Below are 17535 nucleotides of genomic sequence, written 5' to 3' on the forward strand. Positions count from 1 at the left end.
CCACCGGTTTCCGCCGTGCGTGAAAACGGTCAACCGACCGCTGCGGCCAGGTCCGCCGAGAGGTCACCACGGCAGGCGACGACCACCTCGCCGAGCCCGAGCCAGCCGGCAAGCTCGTGCAGCTCCTCGGCCAGCGGCCCCGCCACGTCGGCGTCCACGCCCGGCGTGCGGTGCGCGGCCTGGACCCGCAGGACGCCGGCCTGCCGGTCGGCCTTGAGGTCGACGAGCGCCGGGAGCTGCTCGCCGAGCAGGAACGGCAGCACGTAGTAGCCCCACACGCGCTTGGGCTCCGGGACGTAGATCTCGATCCGGTACCGCAGGCCGAAGAGCGCCTCGACCCGGCGGCGCTCGAAGACGAGCGGGTCGAAGGGGTTGAGGAGCGCCCGCCCGGTCGCTCGACGGGGCAGCGTCGCGTCGCGGTGCCGCCAGACCGCGCCCTCGTCCCAGCCGTCGACCGTGACCTCGACCAGCACGCCCTCCTCCACCAGCTCCGCGACCGCGCGCGCGGCGGGCGTCTGCTTGATGCGGAAGTAGTCGGCGAAGCTGCGCAGGGTGCCGACGCCGTGGGCGCGGGCACCGATCTCGACCAGTGCGCGCACGCTGTCGGCCTCGGCCGGCTCGGGCGCGGCGAGGACGGCCGCCGGCAGCACGCGCGAGGTCAGGTCGTACCGCCGCTCGAACGCCCCGTTGCGGCCCGCCGACGTCACCTCGCCCGTGAAGAACAGGAACTCGAGCACCCGCTTGGCCACGGTCCAGTTCCAGCCCCACTCGCCACGCGTGGTCGGGTGCTCGGCCTCGAAGCTCTCCTGGACCTCCCGGGCGGTGATGGGTCCGCGGGCGGCGATGATCGCCCGGATCTCGTGCACGATCGGCGTGTGCCTCAGCGGGACATCAGCGATCGTGCCCCACGCCTCGCTCTGGTAGGCGCGCTGGCGCCAGCCCAGCAGGCGGTACGTCTCGGGCGGGACGAACGAGGCCATGTGCCCCCACGTCTCGACCAACCGCCTGGGCGTCCGGCCCGACGCCGTGTCCAGCAGCGCCTGGTCGTACGCGCCGATGCGCGAGTACGTCGGCATCAGGTGGGCACGCGCCAGCACGTTGACCGAGTCGATCTGCAGGACGCCGAGCCGGTCCACCACCTGCTGGAACTGCCGCATCGTCGGCGGCGCACCCCGGGCCGGGCGCGCCGTGTCCAGGCCCTGCGCACGCAGGGCGATACGTCGGGCCTGCGACAGGCTGAGGCGCTCGGCGGTCACGTCGTCATCCTGCCGTCCGCCACCGACACAGACGCCGACGCCCGGCCGGGAAGGACCCGACCGGGCGCCGTGCGTCGTTCAGGGAGTCTCAGACGCCGACCACCTGCGGCAGGTGCCCGGCGGACACCGCGGTGTCCAGCTTGATCACGCCGTAGCTCCAGCCGCGGCGGCGGTAGGCCACGGACGGCTGCGCGGTCTCGGCGTCGATGAACAGGAAGAAGTCGTGCCCGACCAGCTCCATCTCGTACAGCGCGTCGTCGACGGTCATGGGCTGGGCCGCGTGGACCTTCTCCCGGATGATGACCGGCGAGTCGCCGAGCGTCGTCTCCACCGCGGCCTCCGGGTCGACCGGCGCGGGAGCCGCCGGCTCCGGCTCGGGCGGGCGGACGTCGAGCGGCGTGATCGGAGTGTGGTTGCGATGGTCCTTGCGCCGGTCCCGGGTCCGGCGCAGCCGCTCGAGCAGCTTGTTGAGCGCCAGGTCGAGGGCCGCGTACCGGTCGTCTGCGCACGCCTCAGCGCGGATCACGGGACCTCGGTCCACCACGGTGAGCTCGACGCGTTCGGAGCTTCCGGACTGGCGGGGGTTCGTCTCGTGCGACACGACGACATCGATCCGCTGTGCGCGGGGGGCCAGCTGCTCGACTTTCGCGAGCTTCTGCTCGACGTGCGCCCGATACTTCGGGAGCACCTCGGTGTGCCGGCCGGCAACCACGATCTCCATGTGAGCCTCCTGCGAGGGTCGGGGGCGGGTCGTGCCCGCCCGTAGGTGACATGCGTTGGGCTGCCCTGAGGGCAGTCGGGCGGCGTCACCTCCTCCCGCAGCCGATCCGGACGACCCGTCGGGTCCGCCCCGGCTCGGCGCCGGCTCTGGCGTCCCACGCTAACCCCGTGACTCTTCCGTGACCACTCCCACGCCGGGGATCACCCGAACGTTCTGACCGCCGTGCCCGGCAGTGCCGGCGGTCGCGCCGGGCCGGGCGTCGAGGCGAGCGTCAGACCCGCGACGACGCGGCCACCGGCCTGTTCGACCGCGCGACGGCTGACCGCGAACGTCGCCCCTGTGGTCAGGACGTCGTCCACCAGCACCACCGGACGGCCGGCGACCGTCTCGCGTCGGCGGCCCCGCACCCAGACCTGTCCGGCGAGGTTGGCCGCCCGCTCGCGTGCGCCCAGCCCGACCTGGTCGCCGCCACGCGCACGGTGCAGCACGGCCGCGAACTCGGCGGGGACGCCGCCTGCGACGAGCCCGCTGGCGACCGCCGCGGCGAGGGCATCGACGAGGTTGCCCCCGCGGCGCCGGCGGGAGGCGGCGGTGGACGGCGCGGGCACGACGAGGAGCGGGACGCCTCGCGTGAGGGCCGGCGCGACCCTCTGCGCCTGGTCGGCCATCGCCCGCGCCAACGGGGCCGTCAGGTCGGCACGTCCACGGTCCTTCCACGCGATGATCGCCCGCCGCACGTCGCCCGTGCAGTCGGCGAGCGTCCACACCGGCAGCGGTCCGCGCCCGTCCAACCGGTCGAGGCGAGGTGCCCGGTTCTCGCACCGCCACGGCACGCCGCCCACCAGCGCGGCGCAGCGGACGCACCAGGCGACGTCGTCGCGCCCGCAGCCGGCGCACTCCACCGGCAGGACGAGGCCGACGAGGTCGCGCAGCATCGAGGTCACGCGACCAAGCGTCGGTCCTCCGGCCACACCGGCCCGGCCGCCGCCGGGCCGGTCCGGCCCCGGCGGGGCTGAGGTCGGCTCAGCCGGGGTAGGACGGGTCGGACGCCCCGGTGACCCCGGTGACCGTGGCCCACGTCTCCCCGGCGAACCGTCGCAGGCCGCCGTCGAGCGTGGTCACGTAGATGACGGCCCCGCCCGCCAAGGCGGTCGGGTCGGCCACCTCGGGCTTCGACGTGGTGGGTCCCGAGACCGGGACGCTGTGCACCGCGACGTTCCCGGTGCTCGTCCCGAGCACGCCGAGCGTCGACTCGTCGATCCAGTCGACAGCCGTGGCGTCGACCATCGACGCGCCCGCCCGGATCGGCGGCCCGAGCTGCTGCGGCGCGCCCGACTCGTCGCGGATGATCCCGGCGACGTCGATCGTGACGCCGTCCGCGCCGGACGACACGACGGCGATCCGCGTGCCGTCGGCCGCGACCCGAAGCGCGCGCACGGTGCGGCTCGCCAGCCAGTCCGCCTGGACCGGAACCGTCGCCGCGCCCGCCTTGACCGCGACGATCCCGTCGGTGGTCGACGCCGTCCACGTCCAGCCGAACCTGTCGATCGACGGCGCGGCGAGGGAGGCGCCGGTGTAGAGGGTGGTCGCAGGCGTGGTGGCGGTCGGCGCGGTGATCAGCCTGTCGGGACCCGAGAGCAGCACGCGGAGGCTGCCGTCGGCGTTGCTGGCCGGGCTCCGGGCGTCGAGGCCGGCGAGCGAGCTGACCGCCTCGACCGGCGCCACCTGGTCCTGGGACAGGGCGACCAGCCGGTCGGCCTGCAGGAACTCGACGTTGCCGGTCGGCGCGTTCCCGCGCTGCAGCACGGCCGCACCGTCGAGCGGCAGACCGTCGGTGACGGGGTTCCCGCCCGCCGGGACGGCGACGACCTGGACCGAACCGACGCCAGGCACCGGTCGCAGCGACGCCTCGATCTGCGCCAGCATGAGCGAGCGGTCGGCCTTGGTGACGGTCGACTGGGGGCTCAGCCCTACGAGGGCGACACCCTTCGAGTCGACGAGCACGGCCTCGGGGTTCAGCGCCACACCCTCGGGGATGGCCGTGACGACGGCGTCTCGCAGCCACGTCGACGGGCCGGCGAGCAGCTCCTTGACCACCGCGGTCTGCAGGTTCTTGTTCGGCAGCCACCGGGTCTCGGGCACCAGGTAGGTCTTGTCCGGCGAGAGGAAGTACAAGGACGCCGGCTGGAACGTCCGTGTGAAGTCCTGCTCCTGCAGGATGAGGCCGTCCGGCACACCGGAGATGCGCCACTGCTTGGCGTCGTCCTGCACGAGGTCGAACGTGACCGACTCGGCCGCGTTGGGGGGTGCCTCGACGTAGCGCCCGTCGCCGTCCACCCGTGCCGCCACCGGGATGTCGCCGACGATCTGCGCCTCGTTCGTGCTCGACCCCCACACGACGGGGCCGGCGACGACCTGGCCCGACAACGGGTCCCACTTCGCCTTGGCCTCCCCCGCCAGGAACTCACGAGCGGCAGCGAAGCCGTCGGAGAAGCCGGCCGCGCTCGCGGTGAGGAAGCCGTCGACGATCTGCTGGGGCGTGTCACCGCGTTCCGGTCCGGGGGCGAACACGTCGACGTCGGCCTGGGTCTCGACCCGGGGGTCCCCCTTCTGCACCGGGCCCGACATGGGGATCGAGGCGCAGGCGGACAGCAGGAGCAGGAGTGCGGCGGCGAGGACCGCCTGACGAGGGTGCCGGGAGGACCTCATCGCACCTCCTGAGGCTCGTCGCTGGGGTCGGGCTCGCGCGCGTCGGCGAGGTCGGGCAACGCCGCGGGATCGGTGTTGGGCCGCACGAGCGGCACCCGCACGGCGTCGACCGTCGGCGTCTCGTCGGGAACCAGCGGCAGGGGGGAGTCGGTGAGCCGGATGCCCGCGCGGCGCGGCAGCGTCAGCCGGAAGCTCGCCCCGCGACCGGGTCGGCCCCACGCCTCCAGCCAACCGCCGTGCAGGTGGGCGTCCTCGAGCGAGATGGCCAGGCCGAGACCGGTGCCGCCCGTGGTGCGGGCCCGGGCCGGGTCGGCGCGCCAGAAGCGGTCGAAGACGTGCTGGGCCTCGTCCGGGGTCATGCCGACGCCCCGGTCACGGACGGTCACCGCGACCGCGTGCGAGTCCGCGCCGACGGTCACCTCGACGGCCGTGCCCTCGGCGTGCTCGATCGCGTTGACCAGCAGGTTGCGCAGGATCCGCTCGACGCGGCGCGGGTCGATGTCCGCGAGACAGGCCTTCTCGGGCACGGTGACGCGCAGCCACGTGCTGCGGCGTTCCGCGAGCGGCGCGGCGTGGTCGACGGCCGCGACCACGACGTCGCGCACGTCCCGGCCTCCCGCCTCGAGCACCGCGGCGCCGGCGTCGAACCGGCTGATCTCGAGCAGGTCCGCGAGCAGCTCCTCGAACCGGTCGAGCTGCGTCTGCAGGAGCTCCGCCGAGCGCTTCACGGCCGGGTCGAAGGTGCCGCGCGACATGTAGATGACCTCGCCGGCCATGCGCACCGTGGTCAGCGGGGTCCGCAGCTCGTGCGACACGTCCGAGACGAACCGGCGCTGGAGCGTCGACAGCTCCTCCATGCGGTGGATCTGGTCCTGCAGGCTCGCCGCCATCTCGTTGAACGAGCGTGCCAGCGTCGCCATCTCGTCCTCGCCGCGCTCGGGCATCCGCTCGGACAGGTGACCGTCGGCGAGCCGTTCGGCCACCTCGGCAGCGCGGCGCACGGGGCGGACAGCCTGGCGGGTCACCAGCCAGGTCATGCTGCCGAGCAGGGCGACCAGGGCGACGGCCGCGAGCAGGAGGGTGCGCTGCAGGAACTCCAGCCGGTCCTGCTCCGACTGCAGGCTGTACAGGAAGAACAGCTGGTAGGTGCCGACGCCGCGCACGTTCACGTTCTGGCCGACCATCACGGCCGGTTCGTCGCCGGTGGTCACGGGCCACGCCACGGACTGCCAGTGCTGGCCGCCCGTGGCGGTCACGGCCTTGAGCTCCGGGCTGACGAGCGGGACGAGGACCGGGGCAGAGGCGGCTCCCGTGACCGCGACGCCGCCGCCCTTCTGCCCGGGCGCCCGCAGCAGGAACACCTCACGCGCGCCCGACCCGCCCGCGCGCTGCGCGAGCGCGACGTCGTGCAGCAGGTTCAGGACGTCGGTGCCGGAGGTGGCCGTCGAGGCGTCGAACGTCGCCTGCGCCGCCTTCGTGGAGCGCGCGCTCTCCTCGAGCACCTGGTCGACGCGGGCCGTGAACAGGCCGTCGCGCATGCGCTCGCTCACGTAGACGCCGATCACCGCGAGCGCGACCAGGCCGATCGCCATGGTCGTCGTGATGACGCGGACCTGCAGCGACCCGCGCCACTTGCGCGCGCCCGAGCGGACCCGCCGCATCGTGCGCGCCCGGACCAGCCGCCAGGTGCTGTTCACGCGCACGACGGCGCCGCCCCCGCCGGGATCACGTCGAAGCCACGCCCGCCTTGTAGCCCACGCCGCGCACGGTCACCACGATCTCGGGCTGCTCGGGGTCGTTCTCGATCTTCGAGCGCAGCCGCTGCACGTGGACGTTGACCAGCCGGGTGTCGGCCGCGTGCCGATAGCCCCAGACCTTCTCCAGCAGAACCTCGCGCGTGAACACCTGCCACGGCTTGCGGGCGAGGGCAACGAGCAGGTCGAACTCGAGAGGCGTCAGCGAGACGGGCTTGCCTGCGCGCGACACGCGGTGGCCGGGCACGTCGATGGAGACGTCGCCGATGGAGAGGTGCTCCGGTGCCGGCTCGTCGCTGCGGCGCAGGCGGGCGCGCACGCGTGCCACGAGCTCCTTGGGCTTGAACGGCTTGGAGATGTAGTCGTCGGCGCCGGACTCGAGGCCGAGCACCAGGTCGACGGTGTCGCTCTTGGCCGTCAGCATCACGATCGGCACGCCCGACTCGGCGCGGATCAGCCGGCAGACCTCGTTGCCGTCCTTGCCGGGCAGCATGAGATCGAGCAGGACGAGGTCCGGCTGGGTCGCCCGGAACACGCCCAGCGCCTCGTCACCGTCCTCGCAGAACACCGGGTCGAAACCCTCTGACCGCAGCACGATGCCGATCATCTCGGCCAGCGCGGTGTCGTCGTCGACCACCAGCACGCGTCCCTTCATGCGCGCATTCTCGCACCCGGGAGACCTCGAGACGGCCAGTTCCAGGTCGGAGCCCGTCCGCGATGCGCCGCGCCCCGCACAGATCACCCGGTCGCGCCTCCCGCGCACCGGCCGCCGTGGCACGATGATTCCTCCGCGGGGGCCCGGAACACGACTCCCGCGCGAACGCACACCGAGCCGAGGGAGCAGTGCTCGCATGACGAGCCCGCACGACGAAGTGCCGCAGGAACCGGGCTGGGCCTCGCCGGCCGGCCCGGCTGGCGACGCCGCCCCGCCGCCTCCCCCGGCGCCCGCACCTGCACCCGCACCCGCAGCTCCCCCGCCGCCGTACGGGCAGCAGGTGCCGCCGCCCGTGTACGGGCAGCCGGTGCCGCCGCCCGTGTACGGCCAGCCGGCTCCCCCGCCGCTCTACGGCCAGCAGCCCCCGCCCGGCTGGGGCGGCCCTCCCGCCGCACCACCGGTCCCGCTCGGCTGGGGCCAGCCGATGGCACCGCCACCGGGTGCATCGTGGCGACCCCCCGCGCTGCAGCCGGGGATCATCCCGCTGCGACCGATCGGGCTCGGGGAGATCTACGACGGCGCGTTCCGGGCGATCCGTGCGAACCCGAAGGTCATGTTCGGCATGTCCGCGCTCGTCGTGACCATCGCCGTCGCCGTGCAGTCGCTCGTCGCGTGGTACGTCGCGGGAGTCCTCGCGACACAGTTCACCGACGTCGCTGACGAGCTGGACCCGCACGGGACCGCTGATCTGAGCGCATCGCTCGGCAGCAGCGTCGCGCAGCTGACCTCGCTGCCGATCACAGCCCTGGCGACGACGATCCTCACCGGCCTGCTCATCGTCTCGGTCAGCCGGTCCGTCCTCGGCCAGGTGGTGACCGTCCGCGACGTCCTGCGCTCCGGCCGCGTGTGGCTCGTCGTCGCGTTCTCGCTGCTCCTCGCGGTCGCCGTCAGCGTGGCCGTGGGGGTCGGGGTCGGCGCCGTGGCTCTCCTGGCCGTCGGCGGGTATGTCGGTCTCGCGATCCTGATCGGCGTCCTCGCGCTGTTCGCCTACTTCGTCGGCGCGTTCTGGGTGAACGTCCGGACGCTGCTCACCACACCGGCGCTGATGCTCGAAGGCAAGGGCTTCTGGCCGACGATCGCCCGGTCGTGGCGACTCACACGCGGCTCGTTCTGGCGGCTCCTCGGGATCTGGCTGCTGACGGCGATCCTGGCCAACATCATCAGCGCGATCTTCACGGTCCCTGCGTCACTGGTCTCCCAGCTGCTCCTCGACGACACCTCCGGCCGGTCGTTCGGCTCGATCGTCATCAACGGGATCGCGAGCATCATCGCGCTCACGCTGTCGACGACGTTCGTGGCCGCGGTCACCGCACTGCTGTACATCGACGTCCGGATGCGACGCGAGGGGCTCGACGTCGAGCTCGCCCGAGCGGCGGAGCAGACGGCGTGACCCTGTCGGCCTGGGCGGTGGGCGGTGCAGCACGGCTGACCGCCGACGTCCCGGTCGACCCCGACGCGGACACCGCACGCCGCTGGGCCACCCAGGAGCTGGCCGACCCCGTCTACCACCGGCAGCCCTCGCTGCTGAGCCGGCTGCTCGGCTGGCTCTCGGACCAGCTCTCCGGCGTCAAGGGGGCGAGCCTGCCGAGCCCGCTCGTCCTGACGGTGGTCGTCCTCGTCGTCGCGGTCGTCGTCGCCCTCGCATTCCTGCTCTACGGGCCGGTGCGACGCGCGGGCCGGGTCGCGGCGCAGCGCAACGTCCTGGACGTCGACGACGCCCGCACCGCGGACCAGATCCGCAGGGCCGCCGACGCCGCGGCCGCCGCCGGAGACTGGGACCTCGCGGTCGTCGAGCGGTTCCGCGCGATCGTGCGTGGCCTCGAGGAACGGGCGGTGCTCGACGAGCGCGCGGCCCGCACGGCGCACGAGGCGGCCGACGCCGCAGCGGGCCGGCTGCCCGCGATCGGCGCGGACCTGGTCGATGCCGGACGGCTCTTCGACGCGGTCGCCTACGGCCACCAGCAGGCCGGACCGGACGACGACGCCCGGTTGCGCGAGGTCGACCAGCGGGTGCGCGCGGCGCGACCCTCGGCACCCTCGTCGGCCGCCGACCCGCCGCTGAGCATGCCCCGATGAGCGCCACGGTCGTCACGACGCACGCCGCGTCCGTCGTCGGAGACGGGACCACGGGGCGGTCGCGCGCCGCCTCGCGCTGGCGCAGGTGGCGGTTCCCGCTCGGCCTGCTCGCGCTCGCGTGCCTCGTCGGCCTCCTCGCGGCGCTCCCCCAGCCCGTCACCTCGACCCAGTCGCTCGCGCCCGACAACCCCCTGCCGGGAGGCGCGCGCGCGGCCGCGCAGATCCTCGGCGACCGCGGGGTCGACGTCCGCTACGTGCGGCGGGTCAGCGACGTCGTGCGGCTGGCCGGTCCGGGTTCGACCGTCCTGGTCGTCGGCGACGAGCTGATCGACACACCCCACACCGACGCGTTGCGGGCCACGGGCGCCGACCTCGTGCTCGTCGACGCGAGCTGGGCGGTCGGTGAGCTGACGGACTCGCTCGGGTACGGCGCGTCCTCGGCCGGGCAGCCGCAGACACGCACCGCGGACTGCGACGACCCCGACGCGGGGGCCGCGGGCACCATCACCGCCTCGGGGCGCCTGCAGGCCCTCGACCCGAGCGCCGTCGTCTGCTTCCCGCCCTCCGACGGGTCGGCCGGGAGCGCCGGCGCGTACGGGGTGACCACGACGGACGGGCAGCGCATCTCGGTGCTCACCGACCGGGCGCCCCTGACCAACGCGCGGCTCGCCGACGAGGGCAACGCCGCCCTGGTGCTGCGGATGCTCGGCCACAACGAGCGGCTCGTCTGGTACATCCCGTCGCCCGCCGACGTCAACCCGGGCGGCTCGTCCCGCCCGAAGGCCACCGACGTCGTCCCTCCGATCGTCAACGTCCTGGCCCTGCAGCTCCTGCTCGTCGCCGCGGTCGGCGCCCTGTGGCGCGGACGCCGCCTCGGCCGCATCGTCACCGAGCAGCTGCCCGTGGTCGTCCGGGCCGGGGAGACCACCCGGGGGCGGGGGCGGCTGTACCGGCGCTCCCGCTCGTTCGGGCACGCCGCCGCAGCCCTGCGCGCGGGCGCGACCGCACGCTCCTGCGCCCGCCTCGGACTCCCGCGCTCCGCCGCACCCCAGGTCGTCATCGACGCGCTCGCTCGCGCGTCCGGGCGACCGCCCCAGCACATCGAGGCCCTCCTGTACGGGCCGCCCCCCACGGACGACCACGGCCTCGCGCAGCTGGCGCGGGACCTGGACCATCTCGAGAGCGAGGTTCACCGATCGTGAGCGACGACAGCCTGCAGTGGCCGCCGACGGCGCCGCCTGCCCCGTCCCCGTACGGGGCACCGCCGGCGCCGACGGCTCAGCCCGCCGCACCGACCCCTGCCGTGCACGCGGCGCCCGCCGCCGCGCGCCCCGCCGGCCCCTCCCAGGAGCTGCGCGCGGCCCTGGCGTCGGTCCGCGCCGAGGTGTCCAAGGCGGTCGTCGGCCAGGACGCGGCCGTCAGCGGGCTCGTCATCGCGCTCCTGTGCCGCGGGCACGTGCTGCTCGAGGGCGTCCCCGGCGTGGCCAAGACGCTGCTCGTGCGCACGCTCTCGGCGGCGCTGAGCCTGGACACCAAGCGTGTGCAGTTCACGCCGGACCTCATGCCCGGTGACGTCACCGGGTCGCTGGTCTACGACGCCCGCACCGCCGAGTTCTCGTTCCGTGCGGGTCCGGTGTTCACCAACCTGCTGCTCGCCGACGAGATCAACCGGACGCCCCCCAAGACCCAGGCGTCGCTGCTGGAGGCGATGGAGGAGCGGCAGGTGTCGGTCGACGGCACGCCGCGCCCGCTGCCGGACCCGTTCCTCGTGATCGCGACGCAGAACCCCGTCGAGTACGAGGGGACGTACACACTGCCCGAGGCACAGCTCGACCGCTTCCTGCTCAAGCTCGTGCTCGACCTGCCCGAGCGCAACGAGGAGATCGAGGTGCTGCGCCGGCACGCCGCCGGCTTCGACCCGCGCGACCTGCGGGCTGCGGGCGTGCGGCCGGTCGCGACGGCCGCGATGCTCGCGGCCGCGCGCGCCGAGGTCGCCCGGGTGCAGATCTCCCCCGAGGTGCTCGGGTACACCGTCGACGTCTGCCGGGCCACGCGGCGGTCGCCGTCGCTCTCGCTGGGCGTCTCGCCCCGCGGCGCCACCGCGCTGCTGGCCACGTCGCGGGCCTGGGCGTGGCTCTCGGGTCGTGGCTTCGTGACGCCCGACGACGTCAAGGCTCTGGCCCACCCGACGCTCCGGCACCGGGTCCAGCTGCGGGCCGAGGCCGAGCTCGAGGGCGTCAGCACCGAGAGCGTGCTCGACACCGTCCTCGCGTCGGTGCCCGTACCTCGATGAGCGCGCCGGGGCACAGCTGATGGCGGTCACCTGGCGGGCGGTCGCGCTCGCAGCGGCGGGCATCGTGGCGGTCGTCCTGTTCCCCGCCACGGGCACCGTTCTGCTCTGGACCCTGCTGGTGATCGCCGCGATCACGCTGGACGTCGTGCTCGCCGCGTCGCCGCGGCAGGTGGCCGTCAGCCGCGAGGTGCCCGCCTCGGTCCGGTTGACCGAGCCCGCCCGCTCCACGCTGACCCTGACCAACCTCGGGCGGCGGCGGCTCCGAGCGCTGGTGCGCGACGCGTGGCCGCCGTCGAGCGGCGCGGTCGACAACCGGCACCGGATCACGATCCCGCCGGGCGACGGCCGACGGGTCTCGACGACGCTGACGCCCACCCGCCGCGGGGACGCGCACGCGGACCTCGTGACGATCCGCACGGCCGGGCCGCTCGGCCTCGCGGGTCGCCAGGCGTCGTTGACGGTGCCGGGGCGGCTCCGGGTCCTGCCGGAGTTCGCCTCGCGCAAGCATCTGCCCAGCCGGCTGGCCCGCCTGCGCGAGCTGGACGGCCGCGCCGCGGTCCAGGTCCGCGGCCCGGGCACCGAGTTCGACTCGCTGCGCGAGTACGTCATCGGCGACGACGTGCGCTCGATCGACTGGCGAGCGACGGCCCGACGCGCCGACGTGGTCGTGCGCACGTGGCGGCCGGAGCGCGACCGCCGCGTGCTGATCGTCCTCGACACGTCCCGGACCTCGGCCGTCCGGGTCCTGGACGCCCCGCGGATCGACGCCTCGATCGAGGCCGCCCTCCTGCTCGCGGCGCTGGCGACCCGCGCCGGCGACCGGGTCGAGCTGATCGTCTACGACCGTGCCGTGCGGGGACGGGTGGCCGGCCAGACAGGTCCGCGGGTCATGCCGGCGTTCGCCGACGCGCTCGCCCTGGCCGAACCCCAGCTCGTGGAGGCCGACTGGCCCGGGGTCGTCGGGCAGGTGCGGCAGCGGCTGAGCCAGCGCGCCCTCGTCGTCCTGCTCAGCGCGCTCGACCCGGCCGCGGTCGAGCACGGGCTGCTCGGTGTCGTCGGCCAGCTCACGGAGCGGCACCAGGTCGTCCTGGCGTCGGTGGCCGACCCCGAGGTCGACGAGCTGCGCCGGGGCCGCCAGGACGCCGCGGCGATGTTCGACGCCGCCGCCGCAGAACGCGTGGGCCTGGAGCGCGCCGCCGTGGCCGTGCGGCTGCGCCAGCGCGGCGTCGAGGTCCTCGACGCCCTGCCCGACCACCTCGCGCCGAAGCTCGCCGACACGTACCTGGCGCTCAAGGCGGCCGGCCGGCTCTGAAGGGCTGTCGGCGGCAGCCGATAGGTTCTGCGGGTGGCCGTACCCGGGGACCTGCTCTCCTCCGCGCAGCTCAACCGGGCGCTCCTCGCCCGCCAGCACCTCCTGGAACGCCGGGCCGGGCCGGCCCTCGACGTGGTCGAGCACCTCGTGGGCCAGCAGGCACAGAACGCGTGGTCGCCGTACGTCGGGCTGTGGAGCCGTGTCGCCGGGTTCCGGCACGCCGAGCTGGGCGACGCGTTCTGGACCCGGACGGTCACCCGGATCGCCGTCATGCGCGGCACCATCCACCTGGTCACGCCGCAGGACGCGCTCCTCCTTCCCGCCCTCATCGAGCCCCTGTACGCCCGCGACCTGCTGGTCAACGTCCAGCACGCGGCGGCCCTGCGGACGGTGGACGTCGCCGAGGTGACGGCCGAGGCGCGCGCGCTCGTGGAGGCCGAGCCACGGGTGACCACGGACCTGGGCCGCCTGCTCGCCGAGCGCTGGCCGGCCATCCCGCCCAGCACGCTCGCGTACGCCGCCCGGGGCACGCTGCCCCTCGTCCAGGTCCCGCCGCGGGGCGTCTGGGGCCGGTCGGGGGCGACCACGTGGACCACCGCGGACGCGTGGTTCGGCGCCCCGTCCGCGGACCTGGCCGACCCGGAGGAGCGCGCGCTCGCGCTCGACGGGCTCGTCCTGCGGTACCTGCACGCCTTCGGCCCCGCATCGGTGGCGGACGTCCAGAGCTGGTCGGGGCTCGCCGGTCTGCGCGCCGTCGTCGACCGCCTCGGTGACCGGCTGGTGCGGTACCGGGCGGACCCGGCACCGGGCGGCGTCCGCCTCCGCGAGCTGGTCGACGTCCCCGAGGGCCCGCTGCCGGACCCGTCGACCCCCGCACCGGTGCGCTTCCTGCCGGACTACGACAACGTCCTGCTGGGCCACGCCGACCGGACGAGGATCGTCTCGGACGCCCATCGCCGCCTGCTGGCGTCACCCAACGGCGTCATCCCCGCCACCTTCCTGCTGGACGGGCGCGTGGCGGGCACCTGGGCCGTCACCCGTGAGCGCAGCGGGCCCGCGATCCTCGTCGTGCGACCGTTCGCGCCCGTCGCGGCGCGGGACCGCGGCCCGCTGGAGGCGGAGGCGCAGGAGCTGGTCCGGTTCATGGCCGACGACGCCGCCGGCCACCGGGTGGTCGTCGAGTAGCGCGTCAGCCGGCCATGGCCAGGACGTAGCCGGCGCGGTCGGCCTCGAGGTCGCCCGTCTCGCCGTCGCGCACGGCCCGCCGGCCGAGCACGATCGTGTAGACCCAGAACAACGTCACGGCGACCGTGCCGATCGCGATCTTCACGGCCCACGGCAGCGTCGACCCGGTCACGAAACCCTCGATCATCCCGGAGACCGCCAGCGTCCCGACGAGCCCGATCGCGACCGTGATCAGGGAGCGTCCCTCCTCGGCGAGCGCCCGCGACCGGGTGCGCGGCCCGGGCACGAGCCACGTCCAGAAGATCCGCAGACCGGCCGCCGCAGCGACGAAGACGGAGGTCAGCTCGAGCAGCCCGTGCGGGGCGATCGACTGGAGGAACACGCCGAGCGCTCCGTGCGCGGCCATCATGCCGCCCGTCGAGCCGACACCGATGGCGTTGCTGACGACGAAGTACACGGGCCCGACCCCCGTGATGCCGGTCGCGATGCAGACCGCGGTGAGGAACGCGTTGTTGGTCCACACCATCGCCGCGAAGCCGGCGCCCGGGTCGTAGTACTGCGAGAACATGCCGTCCACGTACTGCTGCTGCTCGGCGGGTGTCCCCATGAGCGCGAGCGCGTCGGGCTGGGTGGCCACCCACCACCCCGACACCGTCGACAGCAGGACGAAGGCGAACGCGACGGCCACCGTCCACCAGCGGATGCGGTACAGCGCGGCAGGCAGCGAGACCACGACGAACCGGGCGACGTCACGCCAGCCCGCCTGGTGCGACCCGGCGATCGCCGCGCGACCACGGGCGACGAGCTGCGAGAGCCGCGCGACCGTGACCGGGTCCGGTGCGCTGGTGCGGATGACCGACAGGTCGGTGGCTGCGGCCTGGTACAGCCGCACGAGCTCGTCGGCCTCGGCGCCGGTCAACCGCCGTCGGCGTGCGAGCTCGTCGAGCCGCGCCCACGCGCCGGCCCGCACCCACTCGTACGCGTCAAGGTCCATGCGCACAGCCTGCCATCTGGGACGCCCGCGCAGCGGCTACTCTGCGGCAGGACCGGACGTGGCGTGCACGCCGGGCGCGCCGAACGTATGGGGGCTGCATGGACGGCATCGTCATCGGCGAGGGTGTGGTCCTCGACGCGCGCTCCACGTCCTCACCCGTCCGGCTCCTCGCCGCCCTCATCGACCTGGCTCTATTGGCCGTCGTCGTGCTCGCGATCCTCGTTCCGCTCACGAGCGTGCTGTCGACGACCGAGCACACGGCCCGCATCACGGCCGTCGTCGTCGCGGCCACGATCACCGTGATCCTCCCGACGACCGTGGACACCCTGACGCGCGGTCGGTCGCTGGGCAAGCTCGCGCTCGGCATCCGGATCGTGCGCGACGACGGCGGGCCGATCGTGTTCCGGCAGTCCCTCGTGCGGGCGCTGGTCGGCATCGTCGAGCTCTGGCTGACGCTCGGGTCGGTCGCCCTGATCACGGCGACGGTGCACCCGCAGGGCAAGCGGGTGGGCGACATCCTGGCCGGCACGTACGCCGTGCGCGTCCGCGGCTCGGCTCCTCGTCGTGCACCGCTGATGATGCCGCCCATGCTCGCGGGCTGGGCGCACTCCGCGGACATCGCGCGGCTGCCCGACGGGCTGGCGCTGTCCGCCCGCCAGTTCCTCGGCCGGTCGGGGAACCTGCACCCCACCTCGCGCGTGCAGCTGGGCACCCGGCTGAGCGGCGAGATGCAGCAGTACGTCAACCCGCTCCCGCCGCCCGGCACGCACCCGGAGGCCTTCCTCGCCGCGGTGCTCACCGAGCGCCGCGACCGAGAGCTTGTGGCGCTCCAACGCGCCAGGCACCGGGATGCCGTCGAGGCGACGCAGCTGCACCGGCTCCCGCACGGCATCCCGGACCCGGTGGACTAGGTCGACCAGTCGTCCTCAGTACCGGTAGTGCTCCGGCTTGTACGGGCCGGCCGCGTCCACCCCGAGATACTCGGCCTGGGACTTGGTGAGCTCGGTGAGGCGCACGCCGAGGGCGTCCAGGTGCAGGCGCGCCACCTTCTCGTCCAGCACCTTGGGCAGCCGGTAGACCTCGCGCGCGTAGTCGCCCGGCTTGGTGAACAGCTCGATCTGCCCGATCACCTGGTTGGAGAACGAGTTGCTCATGACGAACGACGGGTGGCCGGTCGCGTTGCCGAGGTTGAGCAGCCGGCCCTCCGAGAGCACGATGATCGACCGCTCCGGGCGTCGGTCGTCGGCCGGGAACGTCCACTCGTGCACCTGCGGCTTGATCTCGGTGCGCGTGATGCCGGGCACGGCGGCCAGGCCGGCCATGTCGATCTCGTTGTCGAAGTGCCCGATGTTGCCGACGACGGCCTTGTTCTTCATCACGGACATCTGGGCCGCCGAGATGACGTCCTTGTTGCCCGTCGTCGTGATGAAGAAGTCGGCCTGCCCCAGGACGTCGTCGAGGAGGGCGACCTGGAACCCGTCCATCGCTGCCTGCAGCGCGCAGATCGGGTCGACCTCGGAGACGATGACGCGCGCACCCTGGCCGCGGAACGCCTCCGCGGCGCCCTTGCCGACGTCGCCGTAGCCGGCGACGAACGCGACCTTGCCGCCCATGAGGACGTCGGTCGCGCGGTTGATGCCGTCGGGCAGCGAGTGCCGGATGCCGTACTTGTTGTCGAACTTCGACTTGGTGACCGAGTCGTTGACGTTGATCGCGGGGAACAGCAGTCCGCCGGCCTCGGCCAGCTGGTACAGCCGGTGCACGCCCGTGGTGGTCTCCTCGGTCACGCCCTTGATCTCGGCGGCGATCGTGGTCCAGCGCCGCGGGTCGGCGGCCAGCGAGGCGCGCAGGGTGTCGAGGATGACCGTGAGCTCCTCCGAGTAGTCCGCGTCGCCGGGCTGCGGGTTGCCGGGGACCGCCCCGGCCGCTTCGTACTCGACGCCCTTGTGCACCAGCAGCGTGGCGTCGCCGCCGTCGTCGAGGATCATGTTCGGGCCGTCACCGCCGGGCCAGACGAGGATCTGCTCGGTGCACTCCCAGTACTCCTGCAGCGACTCACCCTTCCAGGCGAACACCGGCACACCGTCGGGCGCCTGGACGGTGCCCGCTGGGCCGACGACGATGGCCGCGGCGGCCTCGTCCTGCGTCGAGAAGATGTTGCACGACGCCCACCGGACCTCGGCGCCGAGCGCCACGAGCGTCTCGATCAGCACGGCGGTCTGGACGGTCATGTGCAGCGACCCGGCGATGCGGGCGCCCGCGAGCGGCTGGGTGGGGCCGAACTCGGCGCGCAGGGCCATGAGCCCGGGCATCTCGTGCTCGGCGAGCCGGATCTGGTGGCGACCGGCCTCGGCGAGCGACAGGTCGCGGACCTTGTACCGGCCCGGGGCCTCGGAGAACGTGGACATCTCACTCCTGACGGGTGCGCAGCGATGGGCAGAGCGGAAGGACCCCACTGGGGGGTGCTTCACGCCGGCGCGACCCCTCTGGGTCTGCGGGCATCACCCACGCCGTCGCGGC

Annotated in this window: 15 protein-coding genes; 7 read left to right on the top strand and 8 right to left on the bottom strand. The window is 74.0% G+C overall.

Annotated features, from left to right (window positions below; all coding sequences use genetic code 11):
• Positions 1–29: 29 nt before the first annotated feature.
• The 6 genes from ACPPVS_RS13220 to mtrA form a co-directional block, all read right to left on the bottom strand.
• The gene (locus tag ACPPVS_RS13220) at positions 30–1256 is read right to left on the bottom strand and encodes a winged helix-turn-helix domain-containing protein (RefSeq protein ID WP_426592717.1); all 1227 of its coding nucleotides are present in this window, start codon (positions 1254–1256) and stop codon (positions 30–32) included.
• Between the two features lie 88 nt (positions 1257–1344).
• Complete coding sequence (gene hpf, locus ACPPVS_RS13225; protein ID WP_426592718.1) at positions 1345–1977, bottom strand: ribosome hibernation-promoting factor, HPF/YfiA family; 633 nt, start codon at positions 1975–1977, stop codon at positions 1345–1347.
• A 200-nt stretch (positions 1978–2177) separates the two neighbouring features.
• Complete coding sequence (locus tag ACPPVS_RS13230) at positions 2178–2912, bottom strand: ComF family protein (RefSeq protein ID WP_426595980.1); 735 nt, start codon at positions 2910–2912, stop codon at positions 2178–2180.
• Between the two features lie 88 nt (positions 2913–3000).
• Positions 3001–4686, bottom strand: a complete 1686-nt coding sequence (locus tag ACPPVS_RS13235; RefSeq protein WP_426592719.1) for an LpqB family beta-propeller domain-containing protein — start codon at positions 4684–4686, stop codon at positions 3001–3003.
• Complete coding sequence (gene mtrB, locus ACPPVS_RS13240; RefSeq protein WP_426592720.1) at positions 4683–6383, bottom strand: MtrAB system histidine kinase MtrB; 1701 nt, start codon at positions 6381–6383, stop codon at positions 4683–4685. The genes ACPPVS_RS13235 and mtrB overlap by 4 nt, the downstream gene beginning before the upstream one ends.
• 28 nt (positions 6384–6411) lie before the next feature.
• Entirely contained in the window at positions 6412–7095 is a 684-nt protein-coding gene (gene mtrA, locus ACPPVS_RS13245; RefSeq protein WP_426592721.1) for an MtrAB system response regulator MtrA, read from the bottom strand.
• Positions 7096–7291: 196 nt separating this feature from the next.
• On the opposite strand from mtrA, the gene ACPPVS_RS13250 reads away from it, so the two are divergent.
• The 6 genes from ACPPVS_RS13250 to ACPPVS_RS13275 all read left to right on the top strand — a co-directional run bounded on the left by ACPPVS_RS13250 (position 7292) and on the right by ACPPVS_RS13275 (position 14021).
• A complete protein-coding gene (locus ACPPVS_RS13250; protein WP_426592722.1) occupies positions 7292–8545 on the top strand; it encodes a glycerophosphoryl diester phosphodiesterase membrane domain-containing protein in 1254 nt (417 codons plus the stop codon).
• On the top strand, positions 8542–9231 hold the full coding sequence (locus tag ACPPVS_RS13255) for a DUF4129 domain-containing protein (protein ID WP_426592723.1): 690 nt from the start codon (positions 8542–8544) through the stop codon (positions 9229–9231). Before ACPPVS_RS13250 ends, ACPPVS_RS13255 begins: the two co-directional genes overlap by 4 nt.
• A complete protein-coding gene (locus ACPPVS_RS13260) occupies positions 9228–10433 on the top strand; it encodes a DUF4350 domain-containing protein (RefSeq protein WP_426592724.1) in 1206 nt (401 codons plus the stop codon). The genes ACPPVS_RS13255 and ACPPVS_RS13260 overlap by 4 nt, the downstream gene beginning before the upstream one ends.
• A 101-nt stretch (positions 10434–10534) precedes the next feature.
• Positions 10535–11524: an AAA family ATPase gene (locus tag ACPPVS_RS13265; RefSeq protein WP_426595982.1), complete on the top strand. Its 990-nt coding sequence runs from the start codon at positions 10535–10537 to the stop codon at positions 11522–11524.
• A 19-nt stretch (positions 11525–11543) separates the two neighbouring features.
• Entirely contained in the window at positions 11544–12836 is a 1293-nt protein-coding gene (locus ACPPVS_RS13270; RefSeq protein ID WP_426592725.1) for a DUF58 domain-containing protein, read from the top strand.
• Between the two features lie 33 nt (positions 12837–12869).
• On the top strand, positions 12870–14021 hold the full coding sequence (locus tag ACPPVS_RS13275; protein WP_426592726.1) for a winged helix DNA-binding domain-containing protein: 1152 nt from the start codon (positions 12870–12872) through the stop codon (positions 14019–14021).
• 4 nt (positions 14022–14025) lie between these two features.
• Here ACPPVS_RS13275 and ACPPVS_RS13280 read toward each other — a convergent pair whose 3' ends face one another.
• Positions 14026–15015 carry a stage II sporulation protein M gene (locus ACPPVS_RS13280; protein WP_426592727.1) on the bottom strand — a complete coding sequence of 330 codons (990 nt, stop codon included), beginning with the start codon at positions 15013–15015 and terminating at the stop codon, positions 14026–14028.
• A gap of 98 nt (positions 15016–15113) precedes the next feature.
• Between ACPPVS_RS13280 and ACPPVS_RS13285 the strand changes: the two genes are divergently transcribed.
• On the top strand, positions 15114–15926 hold the full coding sequence (locus tag ACPPVS_RS13285; protein ID WP_426592728.1) for an RDD family protein: 813 nt from the start codon (positions 15114–15116) through the stop codon (positions 15924–15926).
• 15 nt (positions 15927–15941) lie between these two features.
• On the opposite strand, the gene ahcY is transcribed toward ACPPVS_RS13285, so the two are convergent.
• Positions 15942–17423 carry an adenosylhomocysteinase gene (gene ahcY, locus ACPPVS_RS13290; protein WP_426592729.1) on the bottom strand — a complete coding sequence of 494 codons (1482 nt, stop codon included), beginning with the start codon at positions 17421–17423 and terminating at the stop codon, positions 15942–15944.
• Positions 17424–17535: the final 112 nt, after the last annotated feature.

Source organism: Cellulomonas sp. McL0617, from assembly GCF_049994875.1.
Classification (GTDB): Bacteria; Actinomycetota; Actinomycetes; order Actinomycetales; family Cellulomonadaceae; genus Cellulomonas.

Bases quoted from the DNA above. Each gene is read 5' to 3' on its own strand.
- ahcY (WP_426592729.1), bottom strand. From the start codon at position 17,423: ATGTCCACGTTCTCCGAGGCCCCGGGCCGGTACAAGGTCCGCGACCTG.
- ACPPVS_RS13250 (WP_426592722.1), top strand. From the start codon at position 7,292: ATGACGAGCCCGCACGACGAAGTGCCGCAGGAACCGGGCTGGGCCTCG.
- hpf (WP_426592718.1), bottom strand. From the start codon at position 1,977: ATGGAGATCGTGGTTGCCGGCCGGCACACCGAGGTGCTCCCGAAGTAT.
- ACPPVS_RS13260 (WP_426592724.1), top strand. From the start codon at position 9,228: ATGAGCGCCACGGTCGTCACGACGCACGCCGCGTCCGTCGTCGGAGAC.
- ACPPVS_RS13235 (WP_426592719.1), bottom strand. From the start codon at position 4,686: ATGAGGTCCTCCCGGCACCCTCGTCAGGCGGTCCTCGCCGCCGCACTC.
- ACPPVS_RS13285 (WP_426592728.1), top strand. From the start codon at position 15,114: ATGGACGGCATCGTCATCGGCGAGGGTGTGGTCCTCGACGCGCGCTCC.
- ACPPVS_RS13270 (WP_426592725.1), top strand. From the start codon at position 11,544: ATGGCGGTCACCTGGCGGGCGGTCGCGCTCGCAGCGGCGGGCATCGTG.
- mtrA (WP_426592721.1), bottom strand. From the start codon at position 7,095: ATGAAGGGACGCGTGCTGGTGGTCGACGACGACACCGCGCTGGCCGAG.
- ACPPVS_RS13280 (WP_426592727.1), bottom strand. From the start codon at position 15,015: ATGGACCTTGACGCGTACGAGTGGGTGCGGGCCGGCGCGTGGGCGCGG.
- ACPPVS_RS13230 (WP_426595980.1), bottom strand. From the start codon at position 2,912: ATGCTGCGCGACCTCGTCGGCCTCGTCCTGCCGGTGGAGTGCGCCGGC.